This is a genomic window from Sphingobium sp. 22B, from assembly GCF_001580035.1.
GTDB classification, from domain to species: domain Bacteria; phylum Pseudomonadota; class Alphaproteobacteria; order Sphingomonadales; family Sphingomonadaceae; genus Sphingobium; species Sphingobium fuliginis.
Genome location: NZ_LTAB01000011.1, coordinates 210,807 through 225,616 on the forward strand (window position 1 = coordinate 210,807; position 14,810 = coordinate 225,616).

Annotated in this window: 18 protein-coding genes; 6 read left to right on the top strand and 12 right to left on the bottom strand. The window is 64.7% G+C overall.

What is annotated here, in order from left to right; genetic code table 11:
* The 5 genes from A0J57_RS12515 to A0J57_RS12535 are packed head-to-tail and all read right to left on the bottom strand — an operon-like array spanning nt 1 to nt 4,610.
* Nucleotides 1-1,089: an LLM class flavin-dependent oxidoreductase gene (locus A0J57_RS12515; protein ID WP_044661069.1), complete on the bottom strand. Its 1,089-nt coding sequence runs from the start codon at nt 1,087-1,089 to the stop codon at nt 1-3.
* A 17-nt stretch (nt 1,090-1,106) separates the two neighbouring features.
* Nucleotides 1,107-2,369 (bottom strand): rhodanese-like domain-containing protein, encoded by a 1,263-nt coding sequence (locus tag A0J57_RS12520; RefSeq protein WP_048575950.1) that lies wholly within the window; start codon nt 2,367-2,369, stop codon nt 1,107-1,109.
* The gene (locus tag A0J57_RS12525; RefSeq protein WP_025549481.1) at nt 2,366-2,992 is read right to left on the bottom strand and encodes a cysteine dioxygenase; all 627 of its coding nucleotides are present in this window, start codon (nt 2,990-2,992) and stop codon (nt 2,366-2,368) included. The genes A0J57_RS12520 and A0J57_RS12525 overlap by 4 nt, the downstream gene beginning before the upstream one ends.
* Nucleotides 2,989-3,789 (bottom strand): ABC transporter ATP-binding protein, encoded by an 801-nt coding sequence (locus A0J57_RS12530; RefSeq protein ID WP_044661067.1) that lies wholly within the window; start codon nt 3,787-3,789, stop codon nt 2,989-2,991. Before A0J57_RS12530 ends, A0J57_RS12525 begins: the two co-directional genes overlap by 4 nt.
* A 2-nt stretch (nt 3,790-3,791) precedes the next feature.
* Nucleotides 3,792-4,610: an ABC transporter permease gene (locus A0J57_RS12535; protein ID WP_061936147.1), complete on the bottom strand. Its 819-nt coding sequence runs from the start codon at nt 4,608-4,610 to the stop codon at nt 3,792-3,794.
* A 290-nt stretch (nt 4,611-4,900) separates the two neighbouring features.
* On the opposite strand from A0J57_RS12535, the gene A0J57_RS12540 reads away from it, so the two are divergent.
* Complete coding sequence (locus A0J57_RS12540; protein WP_025549479.1) at nt 4,901-5,737, top strand: LysR substrate-binding domain-containing protein; 837 nt, start codon at nt 4,901-4,903, stop codon at nt 5,735-5,737.
* A gap of 216 nt (nt 5,738-5,953) precedes the next feature.
* On the opposite strand, the gene A0J57_RS12545 is transcribed toward A0J57_RS12540, so the two are convergent.
* Nucleotides 5,954-6,901, bottom strand: a complete 948-nt coding sequence (locus A0J57_RS12545; protein ID WP_061936150.1) for a D-isomer specific 2-hydroxyacid dehydrogenase family protein — start codon at nt 6,899-6,901, stop codon at nt 5,954-5,956.
* A gap of 122 nt (nt 6,902-7,023) precedes the next feature.
* Here A0J57_RS12545 and A0J57_RS26380 point away from each other — a divergent pair, with 122 nt between their 5' ends.
* Nucleotides 7,024-7,191 carry a hypothetical protein gene (locus tag A0J57_RS26380; RefSeq protein ID WP_158230068.1) on the top strand — a complete coding sequence of 56 codons (168 nt, stop codon included), beginning with the start codon at nt 7,024-7,026 and terminating at the stop codon, nt 7,189-7,191.
* A 37-nt stretch (nt 7,192-7,228) separates the two neighbouring features.
* On the opposite strand, the gene A0J57_RS12550 is transcribed toward A0J57_RS26380, so the two are convergent.
* Entirely contained in the window at nt 7,229-7,564 is a 336-nt protein-coding gene (locus A0J57_RS12550) for a hypothetical protein (protein WP_162492718.1), read from the bottom strand.
* On the opposite strand from A0J57_RS12550, the gene A0J57_RS12555 reads away from it, so the two are divergent.
* Nucleotides 7,554-8,696, top strand: a complete 1,143-nt coding sequence (locus tag A0J57_RS12555; RefSeq protein WP_235600862.1) for an acyl-CoA dehydrogenase family protein — start codon at nt 7,554-7,556, stop codon at nt 8,694-8,696. The two genes, A0J57_RS12550 and A0J57_RS12555, sit on opposite strands and share 11 nt — an antisense overlap.
* Before the next feature lie 212 nt (nt 8,697-8,908).
* The gene (locus A0J57_RS12560) at nt 8,909-9,292 is read left to right on the top strand and encodes a penicillin acylase family protein (protein ID WP_061936159.1); all 384 of its coding nucleotides are present in this window, start codon (nt 8,909-8,911) and stop codon (nt 9,290-9,292) included.
* A gap of 93 nt (nt 9,293-9,385) precedes the next feature.
* On the opposite strand, the gene A0J57_RS12565 is transcribed toward A0J57_RS12560, so the two are convergent.
* The 4 genes from A0J57_RS12565 to A0J57_RS12575 all read right to left on the bottom strand — a co-directional run bounded on the left by A0J57_RS12565 (nt 9,386) and on the right by A0J57_RS12575 (nt 12,474).
* Complete coding sequence (locus tag A0J57_RS12565) at nt 9,386-9,682, bottom strand: hypothetical protein (protein ID WP_061936162.1); 297 nt, start codon at nt 9,680-9,682, stop codon at nt 9,386-9,388.
* Nucleotides 9,683-9,940: 258 nt separating this feature from the next.
* Nucleotides 9,941-10,927, bottom strand: coding sequence for an ABC transporter substrate-binding protein (locus A0J57_RS12570; RefSeq protein ID WP_061936165.1), 987 nt, complete (start codon nt 10,925-10,927; stop codon nt 9,941-9,943).
* Nucleotides 10,917-11,048: a hypothetical protein gene (locus A0J57_RS27185; protein WP_268236521.1), complete on the bottom strand. Its 132-nt coding sequence runs from the start codon at nt 11,046-11,048 to the stop codon at nt 10,917-10,919. The genes A0J57_RS12570 and A0J57_RS27185 overlap by 11 nt, the downstream gene beginning before the upstream one ends.
* A gap of 517 nt (nt 11,049-11,565) precedes the next feature.
* Complete coding sequence (locus tag A0J57_RS12575) at nt 11,566-12,474, bottom strand: LysR family transcriptional regulator (RefSeq protein ID WP_235600863.1); 909 nt, start codon at nt 12,472-12,474, stop codon at nt 11,566-11,568.
* Nucleotides 12,475-12,587: 113 nt separating this feature from the next.
* Here A0J57_RS12575 and A0J57_RS12580 point away from each other — a divergent pair, with 113 nt between their 5' ends.
* Nucleotides 12,588-13,340: an SDR family NAD(P)-dependent oxidoreductase gene (locus A0J57_RS12580; RefSeq protein ID WP_061936168.1), complete on the top strand. Its 753-nt coding sequence runs from the start codon at nt 12,588-12,590 to the stop codon at nt 13,338-13,340.
* 81 nt (nt 13,341-13,421) lie between these two features.
* Here the strand turns inward: A0J57_RS12580 and A0J57_RS12585 are convergent, their stop codons facing one another.
* On the bottom strand, nt 13,422-14,156 hold the full coding sequence (locus tag A0J57_RS12585) for an SDR family NAD(P)-dependent oxidoreductase (RefSeq protein ID WP_061936171.1): 735 nt from the start codon (nt 14,154-14,156) through the stop codon (nt 13,422-13,424).
* Nucleotides 14,157-14,262: 106 nt separating this feature from the next.
* On the opposite strand from A0J57_RS12585, the gene A0J57_RS12590 reads away from it, so the two are divergent.
* Nucleotides 14,263-14,613 (top strand): helix-turn-helix domain-containing protein, encoded by a 351-nt coding sequence (locus A0J57_RS12590; RefSeq protein ID WP_226869602.1) that lies wholly within the window; start codon nt 14,263-14,265, stop codon nt 14,611-14,613.
* Nucleotides 14,614-14,810 lie beyond the last annotated feature (197 nt).

Consider the following 14,810-nt stretch of genomic DNA (forward strand, 5'->3'; position numbering starts at 1 on the left):
TCAGCCCGCCAGCGCCAGTTCGGCCTTTTCGCGCTCGGCCACCTTGCGCCGCACGACGGGGAGCAGTTCCCGGCCATAGAGGATGGAATCCGCCAGCGGATCGAAGCCGCGGATCAGGAAATGGTCGATGCCGACGTCATAATAATCGAGCATGGCGTCGGCCACCTGCTCGGGCGTGCCGACCAGCCCCGTGCTGTTGCCAGAAGCGCCGGTCAGCGCGGCGACGCCGGTCCATAGCCGCTTGTCGCGCCGGTTGGCGCTGGCGGTTTCAAGCAGGCGGAGCGACCCCGCATTGGGCGGGCGGTGGCCGGTCAGCGGCAGTCCGGCGGCGGTGCGGTTCTCACGCACCTGCTCCTCGATCTCCGCCGCGCGCTTCCACGCCGCTTCCTCCGTATCCGCGATCACCGGGCGCAGCGACAGCGAGAAGCCGGGATCGCGGCCATAGCGCACCGCCGAGCGGCGCACCTGCCGAACGGTGTCCTGCACCGCCTCCAGCGTTTCGCCCCAAAGAGCATAGACATCGGCATGGCGCCCCGCGACCTCGATCGCCTCGGGCGACGAACCGCCGAAGAAGACCGGCAGATTATCGGGCTTGACGGCGCTGAACGCCTGCTTGACGTCGTAGAACCTGCCCTGATGGTCGAAGGGCTGGGCCGCCGTCCATTCCTGCCGCAGGATCGACAGATATTCGTCGGTGCGGGCGTAGCGTTCCGCCTTCACGCTTCTGGTGTCGCCGTCCCGCGCCATTTCCTCATCGGCGCCGCCGGTGATGATGTGGACGGCGACGCGGCCGCCCGACAATTGATCCAGCGTCGCCAGTTGGCGCGCCGCGACGGTGGGCTGGGTGAAGCCGGGCCGGTGCGCGACCAGGAAGCCCAGCGTCGAAGTGATCGCCGCCGCATGGGCCGCGACGATCTGGCTTTCCGGACTGTTGGAGCTGAAGGGGATCAGCACGCGGTCGAAGCCGCCCTCCTCCTGCGCCTTCGCCGCCGCTTCGACATAATCCCTGTCGAGCGCGCGGCTGCGCACCGCCGACTGGATTTCGGAGCTGTTGTTGAAGCCGATATAGCCGATGAACTTGACGCTCATGATCGTTTCCTTTCCGATCAGATCACGAAGAAGCCGTGGGTGCCGTCGCGCTCCAATTGGGCGACGAGGCCATATTCCCAGTCGAGATAGGCCTGCATGGCGGCGGCCTTGTTGTCGGTGCCTTCATAAGGGCGCTTGTAGCGGCCCTCCGGCCCGCGCGGGCCGGGCGCGCCGTCCGGCCCCTTCTCCAGCGTCACGGCGGACCAGTCGACGTCGAGCACGAAGACCTCCCACCCCAGTTGCGCCAGCCAGGAGGCGGTCATGTCGGCGCGGGGACCGAGGTCGTCGGTGACGACGATGCGCGCGCCGCGCACCGGGGCATTATGGTCGGTTTCCTGCACCAACTGGCCGCCCTGCGCGTTGCGGAAGCCGGGGAGATGGCCGCCCTCATATTCGCGCGGCTGGCGCACGTCATAGAGATAGAGGGTGCGGGCCTTGTCCGCCTTCAGCTCCTCCAGTTCGTCCCAGCCGATGCGCTTCACCCCGGCGCGATAAGCGACATCGCGGGCATGGGCGCGGGCTTCCTCCGCCGAGCGATTGTCCACCTCCGGCGCGACGCGGGTCTGGCCGGTCTCCAGCTCCTGCCCGGCCAGCGTCCAGCCGATCGTGCCGTTGCGCAGCGCGAAGATGCGGTTGGGCAGGCCCGCATTGACCAGCGACTGCGTGCCGATGATCGACCGCGTCCGGCCGGCGCAGTTGACGATGATCGTCGTATCGGGATCGGGCGCGATGGTCCGGGCGCGCAGCACCAGTTCGGCGCCGGGCACGCTGGTGCCGGTCGGAATGCTCATCGTGTTATATTCGTCGTAGCGGCGGGCATCGAGGATCGCGATGTCGGCCTTTTCCCGGATCAGCGCCTGCACCTCCTCCGCCGCCAGCGAGGGCGTATGGCGGCGATGTTCGACCAGTTCGCCAAAGGCCTTGGAATAGCTGTTCACATCCTCGAACAGTTCATAGCCCGCCTCGCGCCAGCCGGTGAGGCCGCCTTCCAGTTCGCGGACGTCGGTATAGCCCAGCCCCTCGAACCGCACGGCGGCCTTGCGCGCCAGACCTTCGCCATTGTCATAGACGACGATCGGCGTGTCGAGCCGGGGGATGCGCCAGCGCGCTTCCTCGTCGATACGGCGCAGCGGAATCTGGGCCGCGAAGAGGGGGTGGCCCTGCGCGAATTCATGCTCCTCGCGCACGTCGATCAGCGCGATCTCGCTGCCCACCAACAGGGCGCGACGAATATCCTGCGGCGTGGCAGTCTGAATACGATCCAGCGTATCGGTGGTCATGCGTTTCTCGATCTGTCCCAGAGGTTGGGGATCACGCCGTTGGCGTAACCCGATATGAAGGTCTTGGGCGTGCCGTCGGCGGCATAGGTCGCCCGCTCGACCGCGCCGATATTGGCGCCATAGACATGGATGCTGATCGACGGCCGGTCGGGCAGGCCGTTGGTCACGCGATGAATGTCGCCGATGCGGGGGGAGACGGCGTCGACTTCGCCCTCCCGCAGAAATTGTTCGCCGTGCGGGATCAGCCGGCCATCGGGCGACTGGCGGAAGCGCTCGACCTTTTCCACGCCGCGCAGCACGCCGACCAGGCCCCAGACGGTATGATCATGGATCGGGGTCGACTGGCCCGGCCCCCAGACGAAGCTGACGACGCTGAACCGTTCCCGGCTGTCGCAATGGAGCAGATATTGCTGATAGCGGTCGGGATGCGGGCGGGTGAATTGCTCCGGCAACCAGTCGTCCCTGGCGATCAGGCGGCTCAGCAGGGCGCGTCCGCTTTCCAATATCGCCCCTTCATCGCGGGTCGCCGCCAGCAGGTCGGCAAAGGCGGTGACGAAGCCGCGCAGGCGACCGATGTCCGCGGCGCCCTCGACGGGTCGTTGCAGGGTCGAGACAGCGTTCATTCGGCTGCCTCGGCAATGGGCGCGAAAGGAACGACGCCCTCGCCATGATCCTCGCCACCGAGATAGGAGAGCAGTTTTTCGCGCAGCCGCCCGGAAATGGCGGAGCGTTCGCCGCGCGGAACCGCGATCCGCTCCTGCGCGACGATGCGCCCCTTGTCGAGCACCAGCACCCGGTCGGCCAGCGCGATCGCCTCCTCCACATCATGGGTCACGATCAGCACGGCGGGCCGGTGCGCGCGCCACAGCGACAGGACGAGGTCGTGCATGCGATAACGGGTCAGCGCGTCGAGGGCGGCGAAGGGCTCGTCGAGCAGCAGCAGCTTGGGTTCGCGCACCAGAGCGCGGGCGAGCGCGACGCGCTGCGCCTCCCCGCCGGAGAGCGTCAGCGGCCAGGCGTCGAGCCGATGACCAAGGCCGACCTCCTTGAGCGCGGCTTCGCTGCGGTCGCGCACCCGGTCGCCCTTGAGGCCCAAGGCGACATTCTTCCATACCGGCTTCCAGGGCAGCAGCCGCGCATCCTGGAACACCACGGCGCGGGAATCGGGGACTTCCACATCCTGACCCCGCACCTCGTCCAGCCCGGCGAGGGTCCGCAGCAGGGTGGTCTTGCCCGAACCCGAACGACCCAGCAGCGCGATGAACTCGCCGGGCGCGATGTCGAGGTCCAGGCCGTCGATGATCGTGTTGGGGCCGAAGCGTCGGGTGAAATCGCGCAGCCTCACCACCGGTTCGGGATGCGGAATATCGCTGTGGCCGGCGGCGCTTTGCAGGGCGGTGAATCCGAGACGGGCGTCCATGCTTATTGCTCCACTATGCTGGGGCGCCAGATCAGGGCGCGGGCTTCGACGGTGCGGACCAGCCAGTCGGCGCCAAGGCCGAGAATGGCATAGACCATGAGGCAGACGACGATGATGTCGGTCCGCATGAAATCGCGGGCATTGTTGATGAGATAGCCGAGCCCCGCCGAAGCGTTGATCTGCTCCGCCACGACCAGCACCAATATGGCCACGGACAGGGCGTAGCGCAGCCCGACCAGCAGCGAAGGCAAGGCGGAGGGCAGGACGACGTGCCAGATCTGCTCCCAACGGCTGAGACCGAAGCTTTTCGCCGCATCCAGCAGGCGCAGGTCGACGCCGCGGATGCCGCTGTAGAGATTGAGATAGACCGGAAAGACCGCCGCGAAGGCGATGAGCGCGATCTTGGGCGTTTCCCCGATCCCGAACCAGACGATGAAAAGCGGCGTGAGCGCCAGCACGGGAATGGTCCGCTTGATCTGCATCAGCGGGTCGACCGCCAGCTCTCCGGTACGGGACAGTCCGGCGACCAGACCGAGGGCGAGGCCAAGCCCCACCCCGATCAGCAGGCCGACGGCGACTCGGGCGAAGGACACCAGCAGGTTCGAGGGCAATTCGCCCGACAGCAGCATCTCCACCAGCGTCCCGATAACGGCCGAGGGCGCGGCCAGCGTGCGTTCGGGAATCAGGCCGCTGCGTGACCCCAATTCCCACAGCAGCAGCAAGAGGACGGGCGAAAGCCAGCGTCCGCCGAAGCGCGCCAGGGAAAATTTCTGTACCCCGCCATGCGCATGGCCGCGCCTGTCCGCCGTCAAAACCGTCATCAACTCGCCCTCTCGATAGGTGAGGGAAAGCCCAACATGAATTCTCTACTGTTTCAATTAAGTTTTAATTGGCCGACCTATGAGCAGCGCTCATTCGAACCGGTTGAGCCTGAATCGGACGCGTCCGGCCGCAGAAAATGGCGGGTTTGCGCGTCCGGATCGTTATGGCCAAGATTTTTATGCCCTCTTTAAATCTCTACTATTTTGATTGATATATAAGTCTTCGCGATAAGGCTGCGACTCCGTTCCCGGCTTCGGATCGGCTGTGCTTCCCTTGCTATGAGGTTTTCATGCCGGTCAATCTGCCTACCAATCTGCTCCGCAGCTTCGTCGCCATCGTGGACACGGGGTCGATGCTGAACGCGTCGGAGCAGGTGTTCGTGACCCAGTCCGCGCTCAGCCTCCAGATCAAGCGGCTGGAGGAACTGGTGCAGCAGACCCTGTTCCTGCGGGAAGGCCGGCGGCTGAACCTGACCTCTGCTGGGGAAGTGCTGCTCGATTATGCACGGCGGGTGCTGATGCTGCATGACGAGGCGGTCGCGGCGGTCAGCGCAGGCCGTTTCGCCGGCCCGGCGCGCATCGGCATGGTGCAGGATTTCGCGGACAGCCTACTCAGCGGACTGCTGTCGCGCTTTTCCGAACTGCATCCCGATGCGCAGATCTATGCGCGGGTCGCCGGCACGGCGGAGTTGCAGACATTGCTCGACCGCCGCGAGCTGGACATCCTGCTGGGTTTCGCCGCGCCCAACGATCCGCATGCGGTGACGGTCGCGCCGATGAGCTGGTATGGGGAGGCCGCGCTGGCGGAGCGGGAGGTGATCCCGCTCGCCGTGCTGGAGGAACCTTGCCGTTTCCGGGAGGCGGCGATCCGGGCGCTGGAGGATAGCGGGCTGCAATGGCGGATCGCGGTGGAGACGCCCAATCTGGCGACGCTGAAAGCGGCGGTGGGGGCTGGCCTGGGCATTACCTGCCGCACGCATCTGTTCCTGGAGAACGACCAGGTGCTGGAGCATGACGGCCTGCCGCAACTCCCGCGTGTCGCCGCGATCCTGCGGGCTGGGGAAAAACTGGACAAGGCGGCGCATCGGCTGGCCGAATTGGCGCGAGAAACGGTGCAGACGCTGTAGCGCGGTTTCGGATCCGATTGACCGGATCGCAGCTTTTAGCCTGTCGTTGTCGTTATGGATTGGCCAGTAATTGCCTGGAAATTGTTTTGGCGCGCCGGACGGCAAATTGTCGGCGGCCATTGCCGCCGCCGAACCGCCATGCCGAAACCGGTTCAGCATGACGATGATGATATGTTCGACGGCATCGCTCCGGATCGGTCCTGATGCGGCTCCTTCCTAATAACCACGCGCCGGGTCGACGATGTCGCTGGGCTTTTCGCCGCGGATGAAGCGGGACAGATCGTCGTTCACCTTCTCCAGCAAGCGGTGGCGGATCAGGCTGTAGTTGCTGGAGATATGCGGCGTCAGCCGCACGCGCGGATGGGTGTAGAGTGCATGCCCCTCGGGCAGCGGCTCCGGATCGGTGACGTCCAGCGTTGCGAAACCCAGCCGCTCGCTGTCCAGCGCATCGATCAGCGCCTCCTGATCGATCACCGAGCCCCGCGCTATGTTGATGAGATGCGCGCCGGGCTTGATCCGGGCGAACAGGGCTTCGTTGAAGAGGTGGCGGGTCTCCGGCGTTCCGGGCACGGCGATGACGATATGATCCGCCTCCGCCGCCAGCGTTTCCAGATCGCGGACATGCTGCACGCCGCTGATGCCCGATTGCGCGCCGCTTCGCCGCAGGCCGATGACCTGCGCGCCCAGCGCCAGGCCGCGCCGCGCCACCGCTGCGCCGATCGCGCCCAGCCCGACGATGCCGATGGTCGTCCCGGATACGCGGCCCAGCGGGCGAGGAACCCACTGATCGCGCGAACGGGCGGTCGCCGCCTCCAGATTCTTGGCATGGGCATAGATGGCGGCGATCACATAGTCCGCGATCTCCTCCGACGCGACGCCGCGACCGCAGGTGACGAGCGGGGCGTCCAGCAGCCAGCCGGGGTAGAAATCCACCCCGGCCGAGGCGCTATAGACCCATTTGAGCCGCCCCGGCCATATTTTCGGCCGGGCCTCCTGTGCGGATCGCCGCCAGGCAAGGGAAGGCCGCACCAGTAATATGTCCGCCTCGTTCGCGGCGGTCCACGGTTCATCCTCCGCCACGTCGATCAGGGTCGGGGCGGACGGGTGCAGGCCAAGGCTGCGGTTGAAATCGGGTTCCAACTGGCTGGCGATGATCAAGGACATGTCAGTTCCCCGGCACGGCGACTCTTGCCGAAGGGTCCGTGTTCCAGCACGGCCTGCCGCGCAAGTTGCTCATGAATGCCTTGCGGCCGGCCCGGCGCTCGGGCGGGCGATACAGGATGAGGATGGGTCGTCATTTTGAAATCGCGATAGAAGTTGCGATGAACATGCTCGCTTGCTCCAGCCAAGATGTTCCTGCCTCCAAGGCCGATGTCGGCATGGCAGGTTCAAGGATCGGCATAGGGAATATACCTGGCTGCCCGCGCTCACATCTGAATTTTTCTCAAGCATGAACTCGAGAATTTAATGGCTCACCGGGGGCGACCGACTTCAGGCCGACACTTCATCGGGATTCCGATTATGGCTGGAGGAGAAGCCGGTGGGGAACATCAGGCGCCTGCCCCAATGAGAAAATGCGATATTGGGATTTATGTTATAAAATTGACGCGCCCTTTTGTTGCGTCCATTGGCTTTCATGGTGGCTCGACAGGGTTGATCGCTCGCCTGATCGGAGATGTTGTCGAGTTCCGGCAGCGGGCGGAAGCGGCGAGGAAAGACGTCGATCAGCCATCGGCAATCGGTCCTTTTTTGATATAGCGCTGGGGAAATAATGGCGACAGCATCCGACTTGCGGCCCACTCCTGTCCCGGACGATGTGTTGGCCATTTTGCGCGAGCGTTTCGCTGCAACCGCCGCCGACCATGATCGCGACGCTTCCTTTCCCTTTGCAAATTTCGCCGCCTTGCATGAGCATGGATTATTGGCGCTGACGATTGCGCCCGAAAGAGGTGGCCGGGGCGCGGACCTTGCGGAGACCAGCCGAGTCGTGCGGGAGATTGCGAAGGGGGACCCCTCAACGGCGCTGGTCCTCATCATGCAGTATCTGACCCACGCCGGCGTGCGCGGCAAGGACCGCTGGCCCGCACATCTGCGCCGCCGTGTCGAGGCCGAAGCAGTATCGCGGGGCGCGCTTTCCAATGCATTGCGTGTTGAGCCGGAACTGGGCACGCCCACGCGCGGCGGCCTGCCGGCCACCACGGGGAAGCGCGACGGGGAAGGCTGGCGGATTTCCGGTCACAAGCTCTTTTCCACCGGAAGCCCGATCCTGAGCTACATGATCGTCTGGGGCCGTACCGAGGGCGACGATCCTCTTGTCGGCTACTTCCTCGTGCCGGCAGGCAGCCCGGGCATACGCATAGAGGAAACCTGGAATCATGCGGGGATGCGCGCAAGCGGCAGCCACGACGTCATCCTGACCGATGTGGCGATTCCGTTCGACCACGCCGTCGACTTGCGGCGGCCGGAGGAATGGAACGAGGATAATTCGCTCCAGCTCGCATGGATGGTCGGCCTGCTGGGCAGCCTCTACGACGCGGTGGCGCAACAAGGGCGCAACTGGTTTGCGGAATTTGCGAGCAGCCGCATACCGACAAATCTGGGGGCGCCCCTATCCTCCCTTTTTCGTTATCAGGAACTGCTGGGCCGCATGGACGCGCTTCTGCTGAACAACAGGATATTGCTGCAGGACCTGATCCGCCGTACCGATGAAGGGTCGCCGCCTTCCGCGTCGGACGCGCAACTCCTCAAATATCTCATCACCGGCAACGCCATCGATGCCGTCGCGCTGGCGGTGGAGGCCACCGGCAATCCCGGGCTTACCCGCAATAATCCGCTTGAGCGCCATTATCGCGACGTGCTGTGCAGCCGCGCCCATGCCCCGCAGAACGATTCGATCCTGACTTCTGCCGGACGCGCCGGTTTCAGCCGACAGGCGTCGCCGCGGAAGGGCGACAGGTGACGCCCCATCGCCCTTCCGGAACGGTCATGCGCTACCGTTCCCTGATCACGAGAGATTTGCCCAGATAGCGCGCCGGATTTACGTTACGCAGCGTCTGGACCTTGCGCCCCTCGCGAGCCATCTAGGTGACTTCCACCTTCACCGCTTCCATCGACTTCAGGCCGAAATGCAGGGGCGCCGCATTTTCCGAAGTATAGCTGTCGCCGGCCCCCATGCTGAAGCAGGCGGTGGCGAAGACCAGGGAAGTCTATGGCGCGGTCGACCGCCCATATGGCGAAGTCTCTCGCTTCCATATCGGCGACGTGAACCTTCCGGCCAATGGAGGCTTCGGCAACACCGGCGTGTTTCGCACGATCACCTGGGGGCCGATGAAGAATGGCGAGCGCACGCCCGTCCACGGCGAAACCTGGGTGTCGATGGTCGAATTCGGCACGCCGATGAAGGCGGTGGGCCTGATGAGCTACGGCAATTCCAGCCAGCCGGGCTCCAAGCATAACAGCGACCAGCTCCCATTGCTGGCCGACAAGAAATTCCGCACATTGTGGATCGATCGCGCGGATGTCGAACAGCATCTGGAGGAGAAGACCGCCTTTTGACGGTGGCCGGATCGCCGGGACATATATGTTGCGTCAGACCACGACAAGGCCATCCGGCATGTCTTCGCACAGACGCAAGGCGCGGCGGGCCCGTTACTGCGCCGCGCCGCCGCCGGCGGTGTCGCTGTCGAAATCCTCGGGATTCCCGCCGCCGCCCGCGCCTGCACCGCTGCCTTCGACTTCGCCAATGCCCTCCTTCGGCCGCTTGCCCCGATTGTCAGTGCCCGCTGCGGGTGGGGTGCTGATGTCAGGCTTGCGGTCCGGGGTGAGATGTGAGCCGCTGCCGACAGCCCCATGCGGGTCTCGACCACCCGCTGCGGGCAGGTCGTCCACGGACGCGCCAGTCCCGTCAGCCTGATCCTTGCCGTCGGGAATATGTTGGGGAACCATGGATCTCTCCTGTCAGCCGTAAAAGGAGCCAACTGGCGGAGAGCCTGCATGTTCCACTGCCCGGCAGCAGCGGTGGCGGGCTTTGGCGGAAGCATACTGGCCGAGATGCCGACGCCAAGCCTTGCGACCGTGTCGCGGCCTTACTGCTTTTCATGCATGACCGCCGGCTTCCTGGCGTCCTGCTGGAATGGCGAGCGCGATCGGCCTTTCCCACCCGGCGGTCTGAGGCGACGGGTGGGTGGCGGGTCATGATTTTTTTCAGCGTCTTTTCGGTATGGAATCGTTGAATCGCGCGTCCCAGAGCGGTCGGACATCGACCGGCTTGGGCAGCAGCTTCTGCGCGAGGAAGAGGTCCGCCACCTGCTGCTGCGAGGCGATGGCCGCATCGGTGACGGGGCGCAGTTCGTAACTGTCGCTCTTGCGGCGGAACTGGTCCACCACATAATCGCGCGGAACGCCGATGTCCCTGGCGACGATGCCCGCCCATTCGGCTTCATTAGCCACGGCCCAGCCATAGGCCTGCTGCACCAGCGCCAGATATTGGCGGATGATCTGGGACATTTCCGCGTCGGCCAGCGCATCGGCATGGGCGCATACGAGATAGTTGCCCGACAGGATGCCGTAAGCGGTGCGCAATATCCGCGCACCCTCGGTCGCGATGGCCCGCTGGATCGGAAAGCCATAGATCGCCCAGGCGTCCAGCGCGCCCTGGGAAAAGGCCGCCGCGCCGTCGGCAACGCCCATGGCCACGGGCGTGATGTCGCCCCAGCCAAGACCCGCTTCCTCCAGCATCCGGATCAGGAAATATTGCGAGGTGGTTGCCCGCACATAACCGACGCGCTTGCCCCTCAGGTCGGCTATGGAACGCGCCTTTGATCCCTTGGGCACCAGAACCGCCTGATTATTGACGTCGCCGTGAAGGACGGCGATCTGACGGAAGCTCTGGATCGTAGAGGCGGCCGCGAAGATCGGCGGAATCTCGCTCATTCCTCCATAATCCAGCGACCCGCCGTTCAACGCCTCCACCACCAGATGTCCCGACTGGAACTCGCTATAGTGGATGTCGAAATCCTGCCGGGCGATGCCGGCGGCCTTGAACAGCAACCGCATGTCGGTCTCGCCCTTGCCGACGATCGCGGCGCGCAGCCGGGGCCTGTCGCGCCCGGCGCCACAGCCGGCCAGCAAAAGACCAGACGCCGCGCCCGCCGCCAGAAAACCACGCCGCGACCAGCCCTCAGCGACCACCGGCGCTTTCCTGCTGCGGCGCGCGCTCGAAGAGGATCACATTCGGATCACGCAGAAATTCGCGGCGGGCGGCATCGCGCAAGCGAAGCCAGGAATCTATCAGGGCACGTAACGGCTTCATACTCATCCTTCCGGCATGGAATGGCCATTATCTATTTTAATGGTAGAGATTAGTCTCACAAGCAATGTTGGGGGACCTATTAGATTTCTTTAGCGCAGGACCGTGCCCTTTGAAGGAGCGGGCGACCCAAAGACGGCGATGAGGGAAGCCGGGCGCGCACCATGGGTCATGGAAGCCCCGCCCCTTTCCCATGCCCCCATGACCGGCGGCGGGGGCCCGCACTCCCAAAAAACTGGCCCGGCAGCCGAAGCCGCCGAGCCAAGGAGAAAGGCATGAAAGCCCTTCGGGTCGCAGCGCTGCTCTTGCGCAATCCACCCGATTCGGATTGTAAAAATCCGACATGAGGGGCGAGGACGCCGGACCGCCTAATCCATGTTGTTTGCGCATGATGCAGGGAAAGATAGTGCGTCAGGGGTCACGAAGGAATTGGGTCGCACCGGTCCCCGCCCCGCTCGCCGGGGCGGGGATTTTCTGAGGCGGAATCTCCGGGACGGAAACAGCCGGAACGCCAGGGCGATCACTGTTGCGCGGCCAGCATCCCCCGCGGGAAACCGGCGGCGAGATGGTCGATCCAGGCCCTGACCGCCGGGGGCAGGCCGCGCCGGGTCGTGAAGACCAGATGCACGATCCCTTGAACGCCGCGCCATGCGGGAAGGATATGCACAAGCTGCCCCTCCGCCAGCGCGGCATTGCAGATATGGTCGGGAAGCAGGGCGATCCCCAGGCCCTCCACCGCGGCCTTCCGCACCGCCAGCATGTCTTCGCAACCCAGCCGGGGCGCAAAGCGGATGGTATGCGAACGCCCGTCGTCAGTTTCCAGATGCCATTCGCTTTCATCGCCGGCGTCGCTCGTACCCAGGCAGGGCAGATCGGCCAGTCCGGCAATATCGGCAAGGCGGCTCGCCCATTGCGGGCTGCCCACCAGAATGCGCGTCGATTTCCCCAATGAACGCATGGTGAGGGCCGCATCGCCCGCTAGTGTCGTGCGCACCCGCAGGGCGACGTCGATGCGTTCCTCGATCAGGTCCACGGCCCGGTCGGTCGCGACGATTTGAAGTCGGACCCTGGGATAGCGCCGGAGAAAAGCGGGAACCAGGTCCGAGACGATTTCGACGAGACCGTTCGGGCAACTGAAGCGAACCCGGCCATGGGGTTCGGCCTGCGCCTGCATGACCAGTGCTTCGGCCTGTTCCACTTCGGCCAGGATGGTGCGGCATCGCTCATAAAAGGACTGGCCTGTGTCAGTGACGCGGAAGCGGCGGCTGGACCGCTCGATCAGCCGAAGCCCCAGACGCTCCTCCAGACCGGCGATGCGGCGGGACAGTTTCGACTTGGGTTCGCGCAGGGCGCGGCCGGCGGCCGCGAAACCGCCATGGGCCACAACCTGCGCGAAATAGGCATAATCATTGAGATCAATCTTCATCATCGTTCCTCTGGAGGAACGCTAAGTGCCATTTCTGCCGACTACAAGCCTTATTGTCCCGAATCTATCTCCATCGGGCAGGGGCGATCCTGCCGAAATGCTCAAGGAGACAGACGATGACGGACAAGTTCGACAACAAGGTGGTGGTGATCACGGGCGGCACGAGCGGCATCGGGCTGGCCACGGCGAAGGCCTTTGCCGGGGAAGGCGCATCGGTGTTCATCACCGGCCGCCGTCAGGATGCGCTCGACGCGGCGGTCCGGTCCATCGGCGGCAGGGTGACGGGGGTTCGCGGCGACATGGCGGACCTGGCCGACATCGACCGGCTCTACGACGCGGTCCAGCAGGACCATGCACGGATCGACGTCCTCTTCGCCAATGCGGGCGGCGGCGAGTTCGCCCCGCTGGGCGCGATCAGCGAGGACCATTATCAGCGGACCTTCGACACCAATGTGAAGGGCGTGCTGTTCACCGTGCAGAAGGCCTTGCCTTTGCTGAAGGACGGCGCATCCATCGTCCTGACGGCTTCCACCACGAGCGTGGCGGGCACGCCGGCGCTGAGCGTCTATTCAGCCACCAAGGCGGCCGTGCGGAATTTCGCCCGCAACTGGATATTGGACCTGAAGGACCGCCGCATCCGCGTGAACGCGGTCAGCCCCGGCGTGACCGAGACCGCCGGCCTCAATGAACTGTTCGGCGGCGGCGAACAGGCGGAAGGAACCAAGGAATATCTCGCGGGGCTGATCCCGGCCGGCCGCGTCGGACAGCCGGAGGAAATCGCCAGGGCGGTGTTGTTCCTCGCTTCCGACGAGGCGAGCTTCATCAACGGGATCGAACTTTTCGTGGACGGCGGGCAAGTGCAGATCTGAAAGGCCCGCTTGCCGGACGGCGCCGGCCCCGGGGGGTCGGCGCCTGTTCCTGTCAAGACCCCGACGACGCCCGGCGCCCGCTCATATCTGCGCCAGGCCGCCGTCGACGAACAGCTCGCCGCCGGTCATGAAGCTGCTGTCTCCCGACGCGAGGAACGCCGCCGCCGCCGCAATCTCCGACGGATCGCCCAGGCGCCCGAGGGGCGTTGCTTCACCCAATGCCTCGAAAGCCTCCCTGCCGACGACGTCGAGCGCCAGATCGGTGAGCGTCGGCCCGGGCGAGAGCACGTTCACGCGAATGCCGGTGCCCTTGAGGTCCAGCGCCCAGCTCCTTGCCAGATTGCGGACGGCGGCCTTGGAAGCGCTGTAGACACTGAAGCTGGGCGTTCCCATTTCTCCGGTGGTCGAGCCGGTCAATATGATCGCGCCGCCATCCCGCATCAGTGGCAAGGCCTTCTGCACCGTGAAGATCGCGCCCTTCACATTGACGTCGAACGTGCGGTCATAATGTTCCGGGGTGATTTCGCCCAAAGGCACCAACTCGCCGGTGCCTGCATTGGCCACCACAACGTCAAGCTGGCCCCGCCGCGCTTCCACCGCGGCGAACAGCCGGTCGAGATCCTCAGGGCTCGTCACCGATCCCTGCACGGCGACCGCGTTCCCGCCAAGCCGGGCGACGGCCGCATCAAGCGCTTCCTGCCGACGTCCGAAGAGGAAAACGAAAGCGCCCTCCTCCACGAAACGCTGCGCCGTGGCGAAGCCGATGCCGCTTGCGCCGCCCGTCACCACCGCCGTCTTGCCATTCAATCTCTTCATCTTCGCATCTCCTTTTTCAGGTGATGCGTAGCTGGCGAGGCACATTCCTATGGACAAGTATGCACCTTTTGGTAAGTATCAAAATATGTCCGAGGAACCATCCTGCATGCCGGGCTTCTCCTGCGGCCTGGACGCCACCCTCAAGGTGATCGCCGGCAAGTGGAAGCCGTTGATCATCTACTTCCTGCTGGAAGCGCCCAATCGCTATGGCGAACTGAAGCGGGCCGTGCGCGGCGTGAGCGACAAGGTGCTCATCCAGCAGCTCAAGGAACTGGAGAGCGACGGCATCGTCGTCCGGACGGACTATAGGGAAGTGCCGCCCCGGGTCGATTACTCGCTGACCGCACTGGGCCGCAGCCTGGCCGATGCCCTGGCGCCCCTGTCCAATTGGGGCGCGGAACATATGGAGGAAGTCGCCCGCGTCTTTGCCGAGCGTGACAAATGGCGGCGGGGCTAGAGCGCGCTGCGTTAAATTATACGCAGGCCGCGCGCTCTAAGCTTTTGTTGTCGCATCGTTTTAAACGCAAAACCGGTTCCCACTTTTGCGCGGGATGCTCTAGGGGTTGTGGGGATTTAGGATTCCCATTTGTTGGGAGATGTGATTCACGCTCTGGATGGACCGTTTCGTACTGACCGACGCCCAATGGGCAAAGA